The sequence below is a fragment of the Thalassotalea sp. PS06 genome, assembly GCF_007197775.1.
In the GTDB taxonomy this organism is placed as follows: domain Bacteria; phylum Pseudomonadota; class Gammaproteobacteria; order Enterobacterales; family Alteromonadaceae; genus Thalassotalea_A.
Map to the genome: position 1 here is coordinate 382,750 of NZ_CP041638.1, position 16,916 is coordinate 399,665.

At 46.1% G+C, this 16,916-nt stretch carries 14 protein-coding genes; 12 read left to right on the plus strand and 2 right to left on the minus strand.

The features are described 5' to 3' along the window. The first annotated feature begins 217 nt into the window (after window positions 1-217). The 6 genes from FNC98_RS01705 to FNC98_RS01730 all read left to right on the plus strand — a co-directional run bounded on the left by FNC98_RS01705 (window position 218) and on the right by FNC98_RS01730 (window position 8,045). Window positions 218-2,152: a PrkA family serine protein kinase gene (locus tag FNC98_RS01705; RefSeq protein ID WP_143579636.1), complete on the plus strand. Its 1,935-nt coding sequence runs from the start codon at window positions 218-220 to the stop codon at window positions 2,150-2,152. A 78-nt stretch (window positions 2,153-2,230) separates the two neighbouring features. Next, the gene (locus tag FNC98_RS01710) at window positions 2,231-3,529 is read left to right on the plus strand and encodes a YeaH/YhbH family protein (protein WP_143579637.1); all 1,299 of its coding nucleotides are present in this window, start codon (window positions 2,231-2,233) and stop codon (window positions 3,527-3,529) included. Continuing rightward, the gene (locus tag FNC98_RS01715) at window positions 3,516-5,060 is read left to right on the plus strand and encodes a SpoVR family protein (RefSeq protein WP_143579638.1); all 1,545 of its coding nucleotides are present in this window, start codon (window positions 3,516-3,518) and stop codon (window positions 5,058-5,060) included. The genes FNC98_RS01710 and FNC98_RS01715 overlap by 14 nt, the downstream gene beginning before the upstream one ends. 162 nt (window positions 5,061-5,222) lie before the next feature. Next, the gene (dnaB, locus tag FNC98_RS01720; protein ID WP_143579639.1) at window positions 5,223-6,635 is read left to right on the plus strand and encodes a replicative DNA helicase; all 1,413 of its coding nucleotides are present in this window, start codon (window positions 5,223-5,225) and stop codon (window positions 6,633-6,635) included. A 25-nt stretch (window positions 6,636-6,660) separates the two neighbouring features. Beyond that, complete coding sequence (alr, locus tag FNC98_RS01725; RefSeq protein WP_143579640.1) at window positions 6,661-7,746, plus strand: alanine racemase; 1,086 nt, start codon at window positions 6,661-6,663, stop codon at window positions 7,744-7,746. Between the two features lie 86 nt (window positions 7,747-7,832). Then, window positions 7,833-8,045 (plus strand): DUF2375 family protein, encoded by a 213-nt coding sequence (locus FNC98_RS01730; RefSeq protein ID WP_143579641.1) that lies wholly within the window; start codon window positions 7,833-7,835, stop codon window positions 8,043-8,045. A 15-nt stretch (window positions 8,046-8,060) separates the two neighbouring features. Here FNC98_RS01730 and zur read toward each other — a convergent pair whose 3' ends face one another. Next, window positions 8,061-8,495: a zinc uptake transcriptional repressor Zur gene (gene zur, locus FNC98_RS01735; protein WP_144035417.1), complete on the minus strand. Its 435-nt coding sequence runs from the start codon at window positions 8,493-8,495 to the stop codon at window positions 8,061-8,063. Window positions 8,496-8,727: 232 nt separating this feature from the next. Between zur and FNC98_RS01740 the strand changes: the two genes are divergently transcribed. Beyond that, window positions 8,728-10,029, plus strand: a complete 1,302-nt coding sequence (locus tag FNC98_RS01740) for a hypothetical protein (RefSeq protein ID WP_143579642.1) — start codon at window positions 8,728-8,730, stop codon at window positions 10,027-10,029. 31 nt (window positions 10,030-10,060) lie between these two features. Here FNC98_RS01740 and FNC98_RS01745 read toward each other — a convergent pair whose 3' ends face one another. Further along, a complete protein-coding gene (locus FNC98_RS01745) occupies window positions 10,061-10,780 on the minus strand; it encodes an AraC family transcriptional regulator (protein ID WP_143579643.1) in 720 nt (239 codons plus the stop codon). A gap of 228 nt (window positions 10,781-11,008) precedes the next feature. Here FNC98_RS01745 and FNC98_RS01750 point away from each other — a divergent pair, with 228 nt between their 5' ends. Genes FNC98_RS01750 through FNC98_RS01770 form a run of 5 tightly spaced genes read left to right on the plus strand, consistent with a single transcriptional unit; the run spans window position 11,009 to window position 16,910 of the window. Next, window positions 11,009-12,193, plus strand: a complete 1,185-nt coding sequence (locus FNC98_RS01750) for a Gfo/Idh/MocA family protein (protein WP_143579644.1) — start codon at window positions 11,009-11,011, stop codon at window positions 12,191-12,193. Window positions 12,194-12,221: 28 nt separating this feature from the next. Then, the gene (locus tag FNC98_RS01755) at window positions 12,222-13,274 is read left to right on the plus strand and encodes a sugar phosphate isomerase/epimerase family protein (RefSeq protein WP_144035418.1); all 1,053 of its coding nucleotides are present in this window, start codon (window positions 12,222-12,224) and stop codon (window positions 13,272-13,274) included. Window positions 13,275-13,310: 36 nt separating this feature from the next. After that, a complete protein-coding gene (locus FNC98_RS01760) occupies window positions 13,311-14,528 on the plus strand; it encodes an MFS transporter (RefSeq protein WP_143579645.1) in 1,218 nt (405 codons plus the stop codon). Between the two features lie 15 nt (window positions 14,529-14,543). Beyond that, window positions 14,544-15,131, plus strand: coding sequence for a gluconate 2-dehydrogenase subunit 3 family protein (locus FNC98_RS01765; RefSeq protein WP_143579646.1), 588 nt, complete (start codon window positions 14,544-14,546; stop codon window positions 15,129-15,131). Window positions 15,132-15,176: 45 nt separating this feature from the next. Further along, window positions 15,177-16,910, plus strand: coding sequence for a GMC oxidoreductase (locus FNC98_RS01770; RefSeq protein WP_143579647.1), 1,734 nt, complete (start codon window positions 15,177-15,179; stop codon window positions 16,908-16,910). Window positions 16,911-16,916 lie beyond the last annotated feature (6 nt).

Genomic DNA, 16,916 nt, shown 5'->3' on the forward strand with positions numbered 1-16,916 from the left:
TGCGCTTATAGTTAAATTAATGGCCGTTTTTGCGGTCTAATTAATCAAGGTCTGTAGATCTATCTACACCAGCTTTTGGTCACTTCGTGCTTTTTATCGAACTATGATCAGTCGTAGATTGAATAATGAGTTGAAAAGGACGCCGTTGATTTCTCCTTAAACATTAACCCAGACAGATATACAGATCTATGCGTGGAATGATTTTGTGGGGGCAACTATGAGTATTTTTCAGCAGTTCCAAAGCCGCTACGATCAGGCCCAGGAAGAGGAGTATACCTTAGCGCAGTTTCTTGAGCTTTGTCGTGACGACAAAATGGCCTATGCCAACGCTGCCGAGCGGCTGTTAGCAGCTATCGGCGAACCGGAAATGATCGACACTTCCCGGCAGCCTGTTTTGAGCCGCATTTTTTCTAACCGGGTTATTGCCAGATATCCGGCCTTTTCTGAATTCTATGGCATGGAAGATGCCATCGAGCAAATTGTTTCCTATCTGATGCATGCGTCTCAGGGACTGGAAGAAAAGAAACAAGTATTGTATTTGCTAGGGCCTGTCGGTGGCGGTAAATCGTCTTTGGCGGAAAAATTAAAAACCCTGATGCAGTCGCAACCGATTTATGTGCTAAGTGCCAATGGCCAGCGCAGCCCGGTTAACGACCATCCATTGTCGTTATTCGACAGCGAGAATGACGGCAAAATTCTCGAACAGGAATACAATATCCCGAACCGTTACCTAAACGGCATTATGTCGCCATGGGCGGCGAAGCGCCTGCACGAATTCAAAGGGGATATCGCCCAGTTTAAAGTGGTCAAAGTCTATCCTTCGATTCTCGATCAAATCGCTATCGCCAAAACCGAACCCGGTGATGACAACAATCAGGATATCTCATCGTTAGTGGGTAAAGTTGATATCCGTCAGCTTGAGCACTTCGCGCAAAATGATCCCGACGCCTATGGCTACTCAGGCGCTTTGTGCCGTGCTAACCAGGGCTTGATGGAATTTGTCGAGATGTTCAAAGCGCCTATCAAGGTTCTGCATCCACTACTTACCGCTACTCAGGAAGGCAATTACAACCCAACCGAAGGCCTTTCAGCCTTGCCTTTCGACGGCATTATCCTTGCCCATTCCAATGAATCTGAATGGCTATCGTTTAAAAATAACAAAAACAACGAAGCGTTTCTCGATAGGGTTTATATCGTCAAAGTGCCATATTGCATGCGCGTTGATGAAGAGATAAAGATTTATCAGAAACTGCTGAAAAACTCAGAACTGGTCGACGCCCAATGTGCGCCAGGCACCCTAGATATCCTTGCCCAGTTCACAGTGTTGTCGCGTTTGGTCGTGCCGGAAAACTCCAGCATCTATTCGAAAATGCGGGTGTATAACGGCGAAACCTTAAAAGATACCGACCCGAAAGCGAAATCCTTCCAGGAATATCGTGATTATGCTGGTATCGATGAAGGCATGTCGGGGCTTTCAACCCGCTTTGCCTTTAAGATTTTATCCCGGGTATTCAACTTTGATCACAACGAAGTGGCGGCAAACCCTGTGCATCTTTTTTATGTACTTGAGCAGCAAATTGAACGTGAACAATTGCCAAAAGAAACCGCTGATCGTTATTTAGAGTTCATCAAAGGCTACATGATCCCGCAATATATCGAGTTTATTGGTAAGGAAATTCAAACCGCTTATCTCGAATCCTACTCGGAGTATGGTCAAAACATTTTCGACCGATATGTGGTTTATGCGGATTTCTGGATTCAGGATCAAGAATATCGTGATGCCGAAACCGGTCAGATTTTAGACCGCAGTGCTCTGAACAACGAGCTGGAAAAAATCGAGAAACCGGCTGGTATCTCCAACCCTAAAGATTTTCGCAACGAGATTGTGAATTTCGTACTTCGCGCCAAAGCGAACAATAACGGCAACAATCCGGTATGGACCAGTTATGAAAAACTGCGCACAGTCATTGAGAAGAAAATGTTCTCAAATACCGAAGATCTGCTGCCAGTCATTTCCTTTAACACTAAGACCTCATCGGACGATCAGAAGAAACACGATGAGTTTGTCGAACGTATGATAACCAAGGGCTATACCCGAAAACAGGTGCGCCTGTTGAGCGAGTGGTACCTGCGGGTAAGAAAGTCCTCTTGATAGACAATTACAAACGAAATACCGGCAACGGATGCGGGGTAATGTGCCAGGGAATGGCCTGATTAAGGCTAACAAGACATGGCTAATTTTATTGATCGACGACTGAACAGTAAAAATAAATCTATGGTTAATCGCCAGAGATTCTTTCGTCGTCACAAAAATCAGATTAAACGATCACTGGCCGATGGTATTAACAACCGTCAGGTCACCGATCTAACGACTGGCCAGGATGTTTCGATTGCCCGTAAAGATTTAGTTGAACCGGTTTTTAGACAAGGTGATGGTGGTACCAAAAACCGGGTATTTACCGGTAATGACCAGTTTGCGGAAGGGGACAAAATCCCACGACCGAAAGCCCAGGGTGGGCAGGGCTCAGGTTCTAATGCCAGCGACAAAGGGCAGGGCGAAGACGATTTTGTGTTTAGCATTTCCCATGATGAATATCTGAATCTGCTCTTTGATGATTTAGAACTGCCAAATTTGCAAAAGAATCAGCTCGACAAGCTAGTGGAGTACAAGACGGTCCGAGCCGGTTATTGTGCTGAGGGTGTTCCTGCCAATATCGACATTGTTAAATCCTTGCAAGGCTCCATTGCCCGCAGAATTGCGATGACCAGTAGTAAGCGCCGCGAGCTGAAAGCCTGTGAGCAGGAGTTACAGCAAGTGTTGGCCAAGGAAGAGCCGGACCAACAGGTAGTGGCGCAATTGCAGGCGCAAATCGAGATGCTCAAAGAGCGCATTAAAGCCGTGCCTTTTATCGACAGTTTTGACCTACATTATCGAAACTATGAAAAGCAGGCAGTGCCAACATCAAAAGCGGTAATGTTTTGTCTGATGGATGTCTCTGGCTCCATGGTGCAAGCCACCAAAGATATCGCCAAGCGCTTTTATATTCTGCTTTATCTGTTTTTGAGCCGCACCTACCAAACCATAGATGTGGTTTATATCATCCACCATACCCAGGCCAAAGAAGTGGATGAACAGGACTTTTTCTATTCCCGGGAAACGGGTGGCACCATAGTCTCAAGTGCACTGGAATTGATGCAGGAAATCGTCGAAGAACGCTATAGCTCCGGCGACTGGAATATCTATGCCGCACAGGCTTCCGATGGCGATAACTGGCAGGATGATACGGAAAAATGTTATGAGCTGCTAAAGAATAATATTCTCCCGGCGGTGCGCTTTTATGCCTACATCGAAATTACCCAGGATCTGCATAAATCTTTATGGCAGCGTTATCGTTCACTGGCGAATCGAGAAGGGCACTTTGCAATGCGCCGGATCCGCGAAATTGAGGATATTTATCCAGTATTCAGGGATTTATTCAAGAAAACACCGAATGCCACGACGGCGGGGGTAGCTAATGTCAAAGACTAAATCCCAGGTATCTGAAGCTACAGGTGCTTATGTTGGCAGCCTGCCGGATTGTGCAGATTGGACGTTTCCCGATCTCGAACGTTATGAGGATGAATTGGCACGGGTTGCCGAGCATTACCGACTCGATACCTACCCGAACCAGATTGAAATGATCACCTCTGAACAAATGATGGATGCCTATGCCAGCGTCGGTATGCCGATCGGCTACAACCACTGGTCGTTCGGTAAAAAGTTCATACAAACCCAGCAAACCTACAAGCGCGGATATATGGGGCTTGCTTACGAAATTGTTATTAATTCCAATCCTTGTATCGCCTATTTGATGGAAGAGAATACCTTAACGATGCAGGCGTTAGTGATGGCCCATGCCTGTTATGGGCATAATTCCTTTTTCAAAGGTAACTATCTGTTTAAATCCTGGACCGATGCCAGTTCCATCATTGATTACTTATTATTTGCTCGCAACTACATCGCCCGCTGCGAAGAACTGTATGGCGTTGATGAAGTTGAAACCACCCTGGATGCCTGCCATGCGCTGATGGCCCACGGTGTCGACCGTTACAAACGGCCACAGCGGATATCTTTGAGCGAAGAACGTAAACGACAGAAAGAACGTCAGGAATACCTGCAGTCGCAGGTAAACAGCTTATGGCAAAAAGTGGCGAAATCTGAACGCACCAAAGAGCAGCGGGCACCGCGTTTTCCTGAACAGCCTCAGGAAAACCTGTTGTACTTTATTGAAAAGAACTCGCCTTTGCTGCAATCCTGGCAGCGAGAGATTGTCCGCATCGTGCGGAAAATGGCGCAATATTTCTATCCGCAAAAACAAACCCAGGTGATGAACGAAGGCTGGGCCTGCTTTTGGCATTACACCTTGCTTAATCACCTTTATGATGAAGGCAAACTCAGCGACAAATTCATGCTTGAGTTTGTGCATCACCACTCCAACGTTATTACCCAACCGAGCTACAACAGTCAGGGCTATTCGGGCATTAATCCCTATGCGTTAGGCTTTCATATGTTTATGGATATTCGCCGTATCTGCGAAAATCCTACTGATGAAGATAAAGAGTGGTTTCCTGAGCTAGCTGGCAGTGACTGGCTTGATGCCGTGCATTTCGCCATGGAAAACTTCAAGGATGAGAGTTTTATCAGTCAGTATCTATCACCAAAGCTAATACGTGACTTCAAGCTATTTCATATCAAAGATGATGCCACCAGCCCTTATATCCGGGTTGAGTCTATTCATAACGAAAGTGGCTACCGTCGTATCCGCCAGGCCTTGTCGAACCAATATAACCTAAGTGAAATTGAACCGAACATTCAGGTAGTTAGTGCTGACATTGACGGCGATAGAACCCTGACTTTGGAATATGTGCCCCATGAAAAAGTACCTTTACATCCTTCCTATCAGGAAGTGTTAAAGCACTTATATTATCTGTGGAAATTTGACGTTAAATTGGTGCAAAAGGAAGAGAACGGCAACAGTCGCGTCATCGGTAGCTGTCCGCCGAAACTGGATAAAACTTAAGGGCTTTGTCATCTTCAACCAACAAGGTAGTAGGGATATCTCTACTATTTTGTTGTGAAGGTGTAATTTTCACTTCAATTATATCCCGCAATAGCTTATCTTGGAGAGTCAAATCAGCGATAATAGCTGAATCAGATTAGCATCGAGCAGGGTCCAGAATTCATGGCGCAAAAGCAGGCAGCGCAACCGCAAACTAACAAATTCGAACGTGATAAACAGGTTGAGCAACTCAAAGTTGCCCCTCACTCTATGGAAGCGGAACAATCCGTATTGGGTGGTTTGTTGTTGGATAATGAGGCCTGGGATAATGTTGCCGAGCGCGTTGTTTCCCAGGATTTTTACTCGCGTTCTCACCGGATTATTTTTAATACCATTGGTGATCTGATTGAAAAAGGCAATCCAGTGGATTTGATCACCCTTTCCGAAGCCCTGGAAAACCAACAGCAAATTGGTGATGTTGGTGGCTTTGTCTATCTCGCCGAGATGATGAAAAACACCCCGAGTGCATCAAATATTTATGCTTATGCGGATATCGTGCGTGAACGTGCGGTAACCCGGGAATTGATATCAGTAGCTAATGATATTGCTGACGCCGGTTATGATCCTCAGGGCCGGGAAAGTAGTGAATTACTCGATTACGCCGAATCGAAGGTTTTCCAGATTGCGGAGCAGCGTGCAAATAAATCTGAAGGCCCGGAAAATATTCATTCGGTACTGGAAAAAACCGTCGATAAAATCGAAAAGCTTTATGGCCAGCCACATGATGGTGTAACTGGTGTAAGTACCGGTTTCCAGGATCTCGATAAAATGACCGCTGGCTTACAGCCATCGGACTTAATCATTGTCGCTGCTCGTCCTTCCATGGGTAAAACCACGTTTGCGATGAACCTGGCGGAAAATGCAGCGATGATGCAGGACAAACCTGCGCTTATTTTCTCGCTGGAGATGCCGTCAGAACAAATCATGATGAGGATGCTTGCCTCTCTTGGTCGTATTGACCAAACCAAAATCCGTACTGGCCAGCTTGGCGATGAGGATTGGGCACGATTATCATCAACCATGGGGTTATTGATTGAAAAGGGGAAGATGTTCGTCGATGACGCATCTGGCCTTACTCCAACCGAAGTGCGTTCCCGAGCGCGCCGTATCCACCGTGATCACGGTGGTTTGTCGATGATTATGATTGATTATCTGCAATTGATGCGTGTTCCGTCGTTTAGTGATAACCGTACTTTGGAAATTGCCGAAATCTCCCGTTCATTAAAAGCACTGGCGAAGGAACTGCAGGTTCCGGTTATCGCCCTGTCACAGCTAAACCGTAGTTTGGAGCAACGTGCCGATAAGCGTCCGGTAAACTCGGATTTGCGTGAATCCGGCTCTATCGAGCAGGATGCCGATTTGATCATGTTCATCTATCGTGACGAAGTTTATCACGACGACTCTCCAGACAAGGGCACTGCTGAAATTATTATCGGTAAACAGCGTAACGGCCCGATTGGTCGGGTACGCTTAACCTTCCAGGGGCAATTCTCTCGCTTTGATAATTATGCCGGTCCGGCGTTTGAAGAAGATTAATTAAGAAGTATTGCAGGACGCTGATATGCAGGCCATTGCTACCGCAGATATTCACCTAGACGCGCTGGATCACAATTTCAAACTGGTCAAACAGCTGGCGCCTGACAGTAAAGTGCTGGCCCTGTTAAAAGCCAACGCCTATGGCCATGGTGCTCTTACCGTGGCAAAACACCTTGCTGCCGATGCTTACGGTGTGGCTCGAATTGATGAAGCCATGTCGCTTCGCGAAGCGGGAATCTTTACCGATATTGTGTTGATGGAAGGTTTCTTTTCGGCGTTAGAATTGCCGCTTATCTTCGAGCAAAATCTACAGGTCGTGGTGCACAGCGAATTTCAGTTGCAAGCTCTGGAAGCACTGTCGTTAAAACAAAAATCAACACTTAAAGTCTGGTTGAAAATCGATACTGGCATGCATCGTTTAGGAATTGAGCCGGAGCAGTTTAACGAGTTTTATCAGCGTCTTGTCGATTGTCCGGTAGTCGATGATGAGATTATTGTGATTAGTCATTTAAGTTGCTCTGATGAGCTCGACAATGACGAAACCACAAGGCAAATCCAACTGTTTGAAGATACCTGCCAGCAAGGCGAATTCGAACGTTCATTAGCAAATTCCGGAGCGATTCTTGCCTGGCCACAATGTCATTATCAATGGGTCCGCCCGGGCGTTATGCTCTATGGCGTAAACCCTCTGTATTCAGCCCGCAAAGACAGTGCCGGATTACAACCAGTGATGACATTGCATTCCTCTTTAATTGCAGTAAAACCGATTCGTGCCGGCGATAGTGTCGGTTATGGCGCGACTTACACCGCAGAGCGCGATACCCGCATTGGCGTTGTTGCTATTGGTTATGGCGACGGTTACCCACGGCATGCAAAGGCCGGCACGCCAGTGCTGGTCAATGGCCAACGTGTATCTTTGGTGGGGCGAGTTTCTATGGATATGATCACGGTAGATCTAGGCCCTGACAGTAGTGCCAAAGTAGGTGATTATGTGGAGTTATGGGGTAAACACCTGGCCATCGAAGAAGTGGCAGAGCAGGCGGAAACTATCGCCTATGAGCTTTTGTGTAATATCACTGCCCGGGTCAAAATAGACGTTTTATCAAACTAGGACTATAGTGATTGGTATCACTATATTCCTTAATTTCCCGCCTCAGCAGCAGAGGACGGGGACAATACAGATAAAAGGTCTTCACCATGGAAACCAACAACAACGCAATTACAGTGCTGTATTACGATCAAACCGATATGACATCCATTTGCTCCGAAGTGTTGTCGGGTTTAGACGTTGAGAAAAATCAGCGCGTTATCCTTCCGCAGGGGTATCGCGATGACAAAATTATCGTCGCAATCTTAGATGGCGATTGCCATGTTCGAAACTCTCTAGGGGATCGTCAGGTATATTCCTGAGCGTAAAAACCTGAACTAATGACAGGCTCGGCAGGTGCCATGGGCCTCGACAACCTGATGAATAATGGTAAATCCACTGGCATCCGCCATGGCTCTGAGGGCTAAATCCAGATTGCCCGACTGAATTTCTTCGACATTGCCACAGCTATCGCATATCAACAATTGCACTGGATGTGAGCAATCACTGAAGTGGTGACACAGAACAAACGCATTAATCGATTCGATCTTATGAACAAAACCTTGCTTGGACAAAAAGTCCAGTGCTCGGTAAACGGTTGCCGGTTTGGCACCCGGGTCCACTTCTTTTAACTTTTCCAATAAATCATAGGCACCAATTGCCTGTTCATTTTCTGCCATCAACATAAACACCTGTTCCCGGGCGCTGGTTAATCGTGCACCGCGTTTTTTACAGGTTTGTTGGGCGAGTTGGAGAAGCTGTTCTGGGTTCATAAACGAAAAACATAGTGACTTTGCCTCCAGTGTATCACAGTAAATGCGATAAGTATTAATCCACAATCCATTGTCGTTTACGTTTGTAATCATGGAATTTTCTGTTTAAATTTTATCCGCAAGCAAAGCTGTACTAACATATAGACAGAGATTGTGAATAAAAATTACTTTATTTGAGTTTTCCCAGGCGATTTGATTGAGCAGTTCAAAATGCTGGCATTGAGATTTGTTTATGAATTTTCGCTTTCCACTGTCAATCCTGTTGATATTGGGCTTCATCTTTCCCGCATTTAATTCTAATGCTAACGGACAGCCGACTCTGTTTATGGACGGCAAGGTCTGGGATCCCTCCCTTGGCTTCATTAAAAAAGATTTGTGCGTAGAACGTCAAAAATTTGTGGTGTTGAGTAAGTGTTTCCGACAAAGCAAAAAAGTTTCATTGTCAGACTATTTTCTGGTGCCACCATTTGCTGATGCTCAACACTATGTCGCTGCTGTGGACAGAACCAGTAGTGATAAGCTTCTCAGAACTGGTGTTTTCTACACCATGAACGCGAATGCTTCGAGCACTGAATTATCTCGCTTCCGGCCATTTTTCAATCGCGCGAACACCTTTGATTTGGCGCTGGTGCACGGCGCCATAACCTCAGATTTCAAAGAAATTGATAACAGCCTTGCAGGTCTTGCTCCTACGCCTTACGAGCTGAATAAAAGTACGAGTAATCAGGTGTATCGCATTAAAGATAAATTCGATATTCCAAAAACCGTAAAAGTATTGAATGAGCAGGGCAGTAAACTGGTTAAAGTATTCCTGTATCATTCTGAGCGCCATCACTCTCGCAAAAATCGCCTTAATGTGGAAACCATCTATGGGGTCGACCCTGACCTGATGGATAATGTGGTAGAGACGTTTCACCACTATGGCATTAAGGTGATGGCTCAGGTGGAAACTGATTACGATGCACAAATCGCTGCCAATGCCGGAGTCGACTTTATTACCCAGTTACCTGGGCACAGCCTGAGCAACAAAGATAAAGTTCAAGCCTATGACAAATTAACTCTGAAAACCCTGCAGGCGATACGAGATAATGATGTCAAAGTGATCCCGGTTTATCACTTGTCCCGAACCGTTGCCAGACAACGCAAACAAACCATCGAAGATACACCAGCACTGGCTGCGCACTATCAGCTGCAACGCAATAATCTGCAAATGCTTAAAGCCAATAACATACCGATTCTGATGGGCAGTGGTGGTTACGCCAGAGTCTTTGATGAAGCGAAGCACTATTATCTAATTGGCGCATTTTCTCGCCAGGAAACACTCAATACCCTGTTCGCTACCGCCAGATACCTGTTTCCCAATCGCAAAATCGCCTGCTTTGATGTCGGCTGCGATGCCAGTTTTCTGGTGTTAGCAAAAGATCCCGGAGAAGGGCTCGAAACTCTCAACCGTATTGAATATTCAATGAAGCAGGGGCAACAAATTGTTCCCCCTTCCAAAGGCCTGCGCCCGCGTTTTCGCCAAAAGCGCTAGCTAATACCAATCACATTAAATTATTGACCAGCTAGACTAACTGACGAATCTCCGACGGTTGCTCATCAAACATCTTCTTGTATTGCCGACAAAAATAACTGTGATCGGTAAAACCTGTGGCATAGGCCACTTCAGCAATCGGCAGCTGAGTTTCCAGTAATAGTTTACGGGCCTTTTCCAGTCGAAACTCGTTAATAAACTGCTTTGGGGTTTTACCTAAGTGCTTTTTAAAGCGCCTTTCCAATGCGCTGATGGAAATACAGGTAATTTCTGCCAGAGTCTCAATGGCGATTGGTTGCTGATAATGTTGCTTGATGTATTCCAGAGGAATATTAATCGCATCTAACGATTTGAATAGTTGCGGCGTTTTGCCTAGCGAGCGGGTGTATCCATAGGAACCAATTATGGTGCCGGTGTCGTCCCGCAAAGGGCGTTTGGTGGTAGTAAACCAGCCAATATCCTCTCCTTCCAGCACATTCATCTCAATCCGGTTGGTCACCAGCTCACCGGCGAGAATTCGCTGATCGTCGCGGATAAACTGCTTGGCAATATGATGGGGAGAAAACGCATAATCGGACTGTCCCAATATCTTGTCCAATTGGTTAATCCCCAAATTATCGAGAAATGCCTGATTGGCATATAAAATTTGTGATTGAGTATCCTTCACCCAGAACAAAATATCCGGTATGAACTCAAAGATGGTAATAAGTTGTTCTGAATTAAAGTTTTTCAGCTGTCGCAAATAGTCCATTAGCCTGCACGCCATGAGTTATTTTCATTCATATTACGCTATGAATGAATTTTTTTAAACGCCGAATTTGTACAAATTGTGTCCGATTTTGTGTTAACGCTATTCGTTATCAGACGATAGACTCAAAGAGTACCTCTCTGTTTCTCTGATTTTCCTAAAATAATTAGAGCAAAGCTAGCGTACCAGTATCTGCTTGTTTTACCTATTAATAATCAAAAGAAGGGCAGTATGGATTCGAAAACAAGAAAAATTCGTATGGGGATGGTCGGCGGTGGCCAGGGTGCATTCATAGGTGAAGTGCATCGCATGGCAGCAGCCCTTGATGGTCAAATTGAACTGGTTTGTGGGGCCTTCAGTCGCAACCCGGATAACTGTGTCGAAACCGGTCGAGCCCTATGCCTTGATCCGAATCGTTGTTACACCAGCTACCAGCAAATGTTTGCGATGGAAGCGGAACTCCCTGCCGAGCAACGCATGGATTTCGTGGCGGTTGTCACTCCCAATAATTCCCATTATGGCATTGCCAAACTTGCGCTTGAGCATGGCTTTCATGTCTTATCCGACAAACCGGCAACCTTTAACCTGCAAGAAGCTCTCGACCTTGAGAAATTAATTGATAAACATCAGCGACTGTACGCACTGACACACACCTATACCGGCTACCCGATGGTGAAACAGGCAAAAGCCATGATTGCCAATGGTGAGCTGGGAAAAGTTCGCAAAGTGGTCGTGGAGTACCCGCAAGGCTGGTTAGCCGCGGAGCCTGATCGTGATAATAAACAAGCGGCCTGGCGTTTGGACCCGGCGCAAAGTGGTATCAGTTGTTGTATGGGCGATATTGGTGTTCATGCCGCGAATTTAGCCGAGTATATCTGTGGCGATCATATTGATGAAATTTGTGCCGATTTAAATTCCATCGTTGCCGGCAGAGAACTGGACGATGACGGCGTGGTGTTGTTGAAATTTTCCGAGGGCGCAAAAGGCGTATTAATGGCAAGTCAGATATCCGTCGGTGAGGAGAACGCGTTAAACATTCGCATCTATGGTGAGCATGCGGGTCTGAAATGGTCGCAGCAGGAACCCAATAGTCTTTGGCAGGTATTCAATGACAAACCTGCGCAGTTATACCGTACCGGTGTTGGCCAGCTTTATCCGCAGGCTCAGGCTGCAACTCGTACCCCAGCAGGTCATCCGGAAGGCTATCTTGAAGCCTTCGCTAATATTTATCGTAATTTCGCCGCACAACTCCATGCCTGCAATCAACAGCAACCCTGCGACAATCACAGCTTTGATGTCCCCGGTATTGAAGAAGCCATTCGCGGCATGGCATTTATTGAAAATGCGGTGGCGGCAAGTAGCTCTGAGCAAAAATGGCATCCTCTGTCATTAACGCCAGCCGTATCTAAAAGTTAATTTACAAGGAAGCCAAATAATGACCGCAATGAAAGCAATAAAGGGCCCGGCAATATTTCTTGCGCAGTTTGCAGATGACGTTGCCCCTTATAACAGTCTACCTGCCATTTGTGAGTGGGTTTCCAGTTTAGGTTATAAGGCGATTCAGATCCCTAGCTGGGATAAACGCTTATTTGATTTGGAGTTGGCAGGGGAGTCGAAAACCTATTGTGATGAGATCAAAGGTATTGCCGCGGAGCATGGCTTAGCCATTAGCGAGCTATCGACTCATCTTCAGGGCCAACTGGTAGCGGTAAATCCGGCCTATGATGCGATGTTTGATAACTTTGCGCCGCCGGAGTTTCGCAAAAATCCTAAAGAGCGGCAAATCTGGGCGACACAGCAAATGCAGCTAGCGGCCAAAGCCAGTGGTTATCTGGGATTAAAATCCCACGCGACCTTCTCCGGTGCCTATTTGTGGCATACCGTCTACCCTTGGCCGCAACGACCACAAGGGCTCGTCGAACAAGGTTTTGAAGCTTTGGCAGAGCGTTGGTTACCGATTCTTAATCAGTTTGATGAAGCCGGTGTTGATGTCTGTTATGAGTTACACCCTGGTGAAGACTTACATGATGGTATCACCTTTGAACGTTTCCTTGATGCGACGAATCATCATCCTCGCGCAAATGTCTTATACGACCCAAGCCACTTTGTTTTACAGCAGCTTGATTACCTGGCATTTATTGATATTTACCATGAGCGAATCAAGGCGTTTCACGTTAAAGATGCGGAATTTAATCCGTCTGGAAAATGCGGCGTTTATGGTGGTTATGCCTCCTGGGCAGAGCGTGCCGGACGGTTCCGTTCGCTTGGTGACGGGCAAATTGATTTTAAACAAATCTTTAGCAAGCTAACTCAATATGGCTTTGACGGCTGGGCCGTTCTCGAGTGGGAGTGCTGTATCAAAAACCCCGTTGATGGCGCCACCGAAGGAGCGAAATTCATCAGTGAACATTTGATTAAGCCAACCGAAAAAGCCTTTGATGATTTTGCCGGCGCCGAGCCTGACCGGGAATTTAATAACCGTATACTTGGCTTATAACCGCATTAAATTTGCGCAACAATTAAGGAGCTCCAGATGAGCGATAATAATAACCAAAAAATCTTTAATTTATGTTGTATTGCTTTAACCGTTACCTCGATGACCTTCGCCATACGGGCAGGCATTCTAGGTCAGCTTGGTGCTGACTTTGGTTTAAACGGCGAAGAGCTTGGCTGGGTAAATGCTATGGCATTTCTTGGCTTTCCTATCGCCACTATGGTTGGTGGTGTTATTTACAACGCCATTGGTGCCCGAAAGCTAATAGCCTTGGCTTTTATCTGTCATTTACTGGGGTTGGTATTAACTATAACTGCGGGTGGCTTCTGGGGCTTGTTGATCTCAACTTTCTTGATTGGATTTGCCAATGGTGCGGTAGAAGCCGGATGTAATCCATTGATTGCAGAAATCTATCCAAACCGTAAAACCACCATGCTTAATCGATTCCACGTTTGGTTCCCAGGCGGTATTGTCATCGGTGCCTTACTATCAAGCCTGATGACCAGCTATGGTCTTAACTGGCAATGGCAGGTTGGCATTATTCTGATCCCAACGCTGATATACGGGGCAATGATGCTGAAAACCGTATTTCCTTCCTATGACGATATATTGCATTCAACCACGGACAATATTAATCACCTGCTCAACCCTCTGTATTTGTTTTTAGTCGTTTGTATGACATTTACCGCGACAACCGAATTAGGTACCCAGCAATGGATTGAGAAAATTCTCGGTGCCAGTGGTGCATCACCAATGCTAGTGCTGGCACTGATAACCGGTTTAATGGCGGTTGGTCGCTATTTTGCAGGTCCGATTATCAAAGCTTTTAATCCAACCGGTGTATTGTTGGGCTCGGCGGTATTTGCCAGCGCAGGTATCTATACCATGAGTATTGCTTCAGGCAATATGGTGTATGTTGCTGCGATATTATTTGCGATTGGCTGCACATACTTTTGGCCAACCATGCTTGGTTGCGTTGCCGAATACACGCCAAAAACCGGTGCGCTTGGTATGTCATTAATCGGCGGCGTCGGTATGTTTGCGGTCAGTATGTGGAATCCGGTGATTGGTGGCTGGATAGATACCGCCTCGAATGAAGCGCAGCAAATGAATCTGACTGAAGTGCAGGCAAGTATATTCGCCGGTCAAAGTGTATTGCAGAACCTGTTGATGTTCCCTTTGATTTTAATCGCGGCTTTCGTCATTCTATATGTGTTGATTAAAAAACGAACAAACCAACCTGAGGTTGCAAGCTAAGTATCGGAGAGAGATATGGATCTGAACAGACGTCAGTTTCTAAATGGTGTAACCCGCGCGCTTGGCGCGGGAGCAGCTTTGATTATCGTTAATGGTGCTAGCCTGAGCTCAGCCTTTGCTTATCAACGTAACGTTGATAATCGTAAATCGAAACTACTGAACCGGGCGCAATTGCAAACCCTGGCGCAAATTTGCCAAACCATCATCCCGAAAACCGATACACCCGGCGCTGCCGATTTAGATTGCCACGGCTTTATCGATCATCAACTGCAGGTGGTTTATGGCAAATCGCAACAACAGGCTATTGTAGAGGTTCTTGGTGGCGTCGAAGAATATTGCTACGGCCAATATCAGTTATCTTTTACTCAACTTCAGCCCTTACAACAGACCGAATGCCTGCAGGATTTAGAAAGGGGAGCCTGGGGCGAAGCTCAGATACAAGAGCAATTTGCGTTTCTGAAATCTTTAAATGCCTTTGCTTATTTTACTTCAGAAGTTGGTGCTACCCAGGTATTAAATTATCAGGCGGTGCCCGGCGGATATCAGGGCTCTATTCCGTTTACAGCGGACACTAAAAACTACGGCTCCAGAGCGTTTTATTAACAAAGGTTTAAACACTTAACAATAATATCAATAACGGAATCACTTATGGCTCAATATCGCTACATTAATGACACTAAAGAGACGTTTGACGTAATGGTGGTTGGCTCAGGGCTTAGCGGTGGTTGGGCGGCAAAAGAGTTTTGTGAACGAGGGTTTAAGACGTTACTGATAGAACGCGGTCGTGTGGTTGAACATCGTAAAGACTATGTATCGGAAGGTAAAGGCCCCTGGCAGTTTCCGAACCGAACCAAAGTCGATAACTTGCTGGCAGAGCAGCAGTACAAAGTGCAGCGAAAATGTTATGCCTTTACCGATGCCACCAAGCATTTTTTCGGCAATGACAGAGATTTACCTTATTCGACAGCAGAAGGAACTGGTTTTGACTGGATCCGTGCTAACCAGCTAGGTGGCAAATCTCTACTCTGGCATCGACAAAGCTATCGTTGGAGCGATTACGACTTTAATGCCAATAAGGCCGACGGTCACGGTATAGACTGGCCAGTTCGCTATAACGATCTGCAGTCATGGTATTCACATGTAGAAAAACATGCAGGCATTTCAGGGCATCATGACAATCTCCCACAATTGCCAGACAGTGAATTTTTGCCGCCATTTGAGATGAATTCTCCGGAAAAAATGCTGCAACAAAAGCTCGCTTCCCTATATCCGGACAGACCTATGGTTATGGGCCGGTGTGCGCATCTAACCGAACCGACTCAGTATCACATTGAACAAGGCCGAATGCGTTGTATGGCGCGGGATGAATGTCAAAAAGGCTGTTCATTTGGTGCCTATTTCTCTTCGCAAAGTTCTACCTTGCCGGCGGCAGCGAAAACCGGCAATCTGCATATTGCACCGAATAGCGTGGTAGACAGTTTAATTTATGATGAGCAAACGAATCGGGTCCGCGGTGTTCGGGTAATTGATAATGACGATCTCAGCACTCGCGAATACTTCGCTAATGTCGTTTTCTTATGTGCATCAACGTTAGGCTCTACCCAGGTACTATTAAATTCAACATCAAAATCTTTCCCTAAAGGCCTGGCTAACAGCTCCGGGGTTCTTGGTCACTATCTGATGGATCACAACTACAATGCCGGTGCCCAGGGCACAGTTGATGGTTTCGATAATGAGTTTTACTCGGGCCGCCGACCTACCGGTCCTTATATTCCCAACTTTCGCTATGAGCCCAGCCGCTATGGAAAAGGCTTTGTGCGCGGTTATGCACTAGCTGGCGCTGCCGGCAGAGAAGACTGGCGTTATAACAGCCAGAACCCAGGTATAGGTGCGGATTACAAAGCGTCATTAATTAAACCGGGGAATTGGTTTTTCCGCCTGTATGCCCAGGGGGAAATGCTCCCCAGATTTGAAAATCAGGTATCGCTGCATCCGACTAAAAAAGATAAGTGGGGTATTCCGCAACTGCATATCAACTGTACCTGGTCTGAAAATGAGCGATTAATGATGGACGATGCCGCAGAGCAGGCAGGGAAAATGCTGAGCGATGCGGGTCTTAAAGATGTGGAATCCTGGACGTCCTATGATCGCAATAATCCTGGGTTGGCCATTCACGAAGTTGGCACCGCCAGGATGGGCAAAGACCCGAAACAATCGGTACTTAACGGATATAACCAGAGCCATGATATTCCTAATTTGTTCGTGACCGATGGTAGTGCATTTTGCTCATCGGCGGTTGTTAATCCGTCGCTGACATTTATGGCTTTTACTGCTCGCGCCGCAGCATATTGCGCTAACGAAATGAAAAATAAACGAATATAGAGGTAT

Bases quoted from the DNA above. Each gene is read 5' to 3' on its own strand.
- FNC98_RS01705 (WP_143579636.1), top strand. From the start codon at position 218: ATGAGTATTTTTCAGCAGTTCCAAAGCCGCTACGATCAGGCCCAGGAA.
- FNC98_RS01710 (WP_143579637.1), top strand. From the start codon at position 2,231: ATGGCTAATTTTATTGATCGACGACTGAACAGTAAAAATAAATCTATG.
- FNC98_RS01715 (WP_143579638.1), top strand. From the start codon at position 3,516: ATGTCAAAGACTAAATCCCAGGTATCTGAAGCTACAGGTGCTTATGTT.
- dnaB (WP_143579639.1), top strand. From the start codon at position 5,223: ATGGCGCAAAAGCAGGCAGCGCAACCGCAAACTAACAAATTCGAACGT.
- alr (WP_143579640.1), top strand. From the start codon at position 6,661: ATGCAGGCCATTGCTACCGCAGATATTCACCTAGACGCGCTGGATCAC.
- FNC98_RS01730 (WP_143579641.1), top strand. From the start codon at position 7,833: ATGGAAACCAACAACAACGCAATTACAGTGCTGTATTACGATCAAACC.
- zur (WP_144035417.1), bottom strand. From the start codon at position 8,495: ATGAACCCAGAACAGCTTCTCCAACTCGCCCAACAAACCTGTAAAAAA.
- FNC98_RS01740 (WP_143579642.1), top strand. From the start codon at position 8,728: ATGAATTTTCGCTTTCCACTGTCAATCCTGTTGATATTGGGCTTCATC.
- FNC98_RS01745 (WP_143579643.1), bottom strand. From the start codon at position 10,780: ATGGACTATTTGCGACAGCTGAAAAACTTTAATTCAGAACAACTTATT.
- FNC98_RS01750 (WP_143579644.1), top strand. From the start codon at position 11,009: ATGGATTCGAAAACAAGAAAAATTCGTATGGGGATGGTCGGCGGTGGC.
- FNC98_RS01755 (WP_144035418.1), top strand. From the start codon at position 12,222: ATGAAAGCAATAAAGGGCCCGGCAATATTTCTTGCGCAGTTTGCAGAT.
- FNC98_RS01760 (WP_143579645.1), top strand. From the start codon at position 13,311: ATGAGCGATAATAATAACCAAAAAATCTTTAATTTATGTTGTATTGCT.
- FNC98_RS01765 (WP_143579646.1), top strand. From the start codon at position 14,544: ATGGATCTGAACAGACGTCAGTTTCTAAATGGTGTAACCCGCGCGCTT.
- FNC98_RS01770 (WP_143579647.1), top strand. From the start codon at position 15,177: ATGGCTCAATATCGCTACATTAATGACACTAAAGAGACGTTTGACGTA.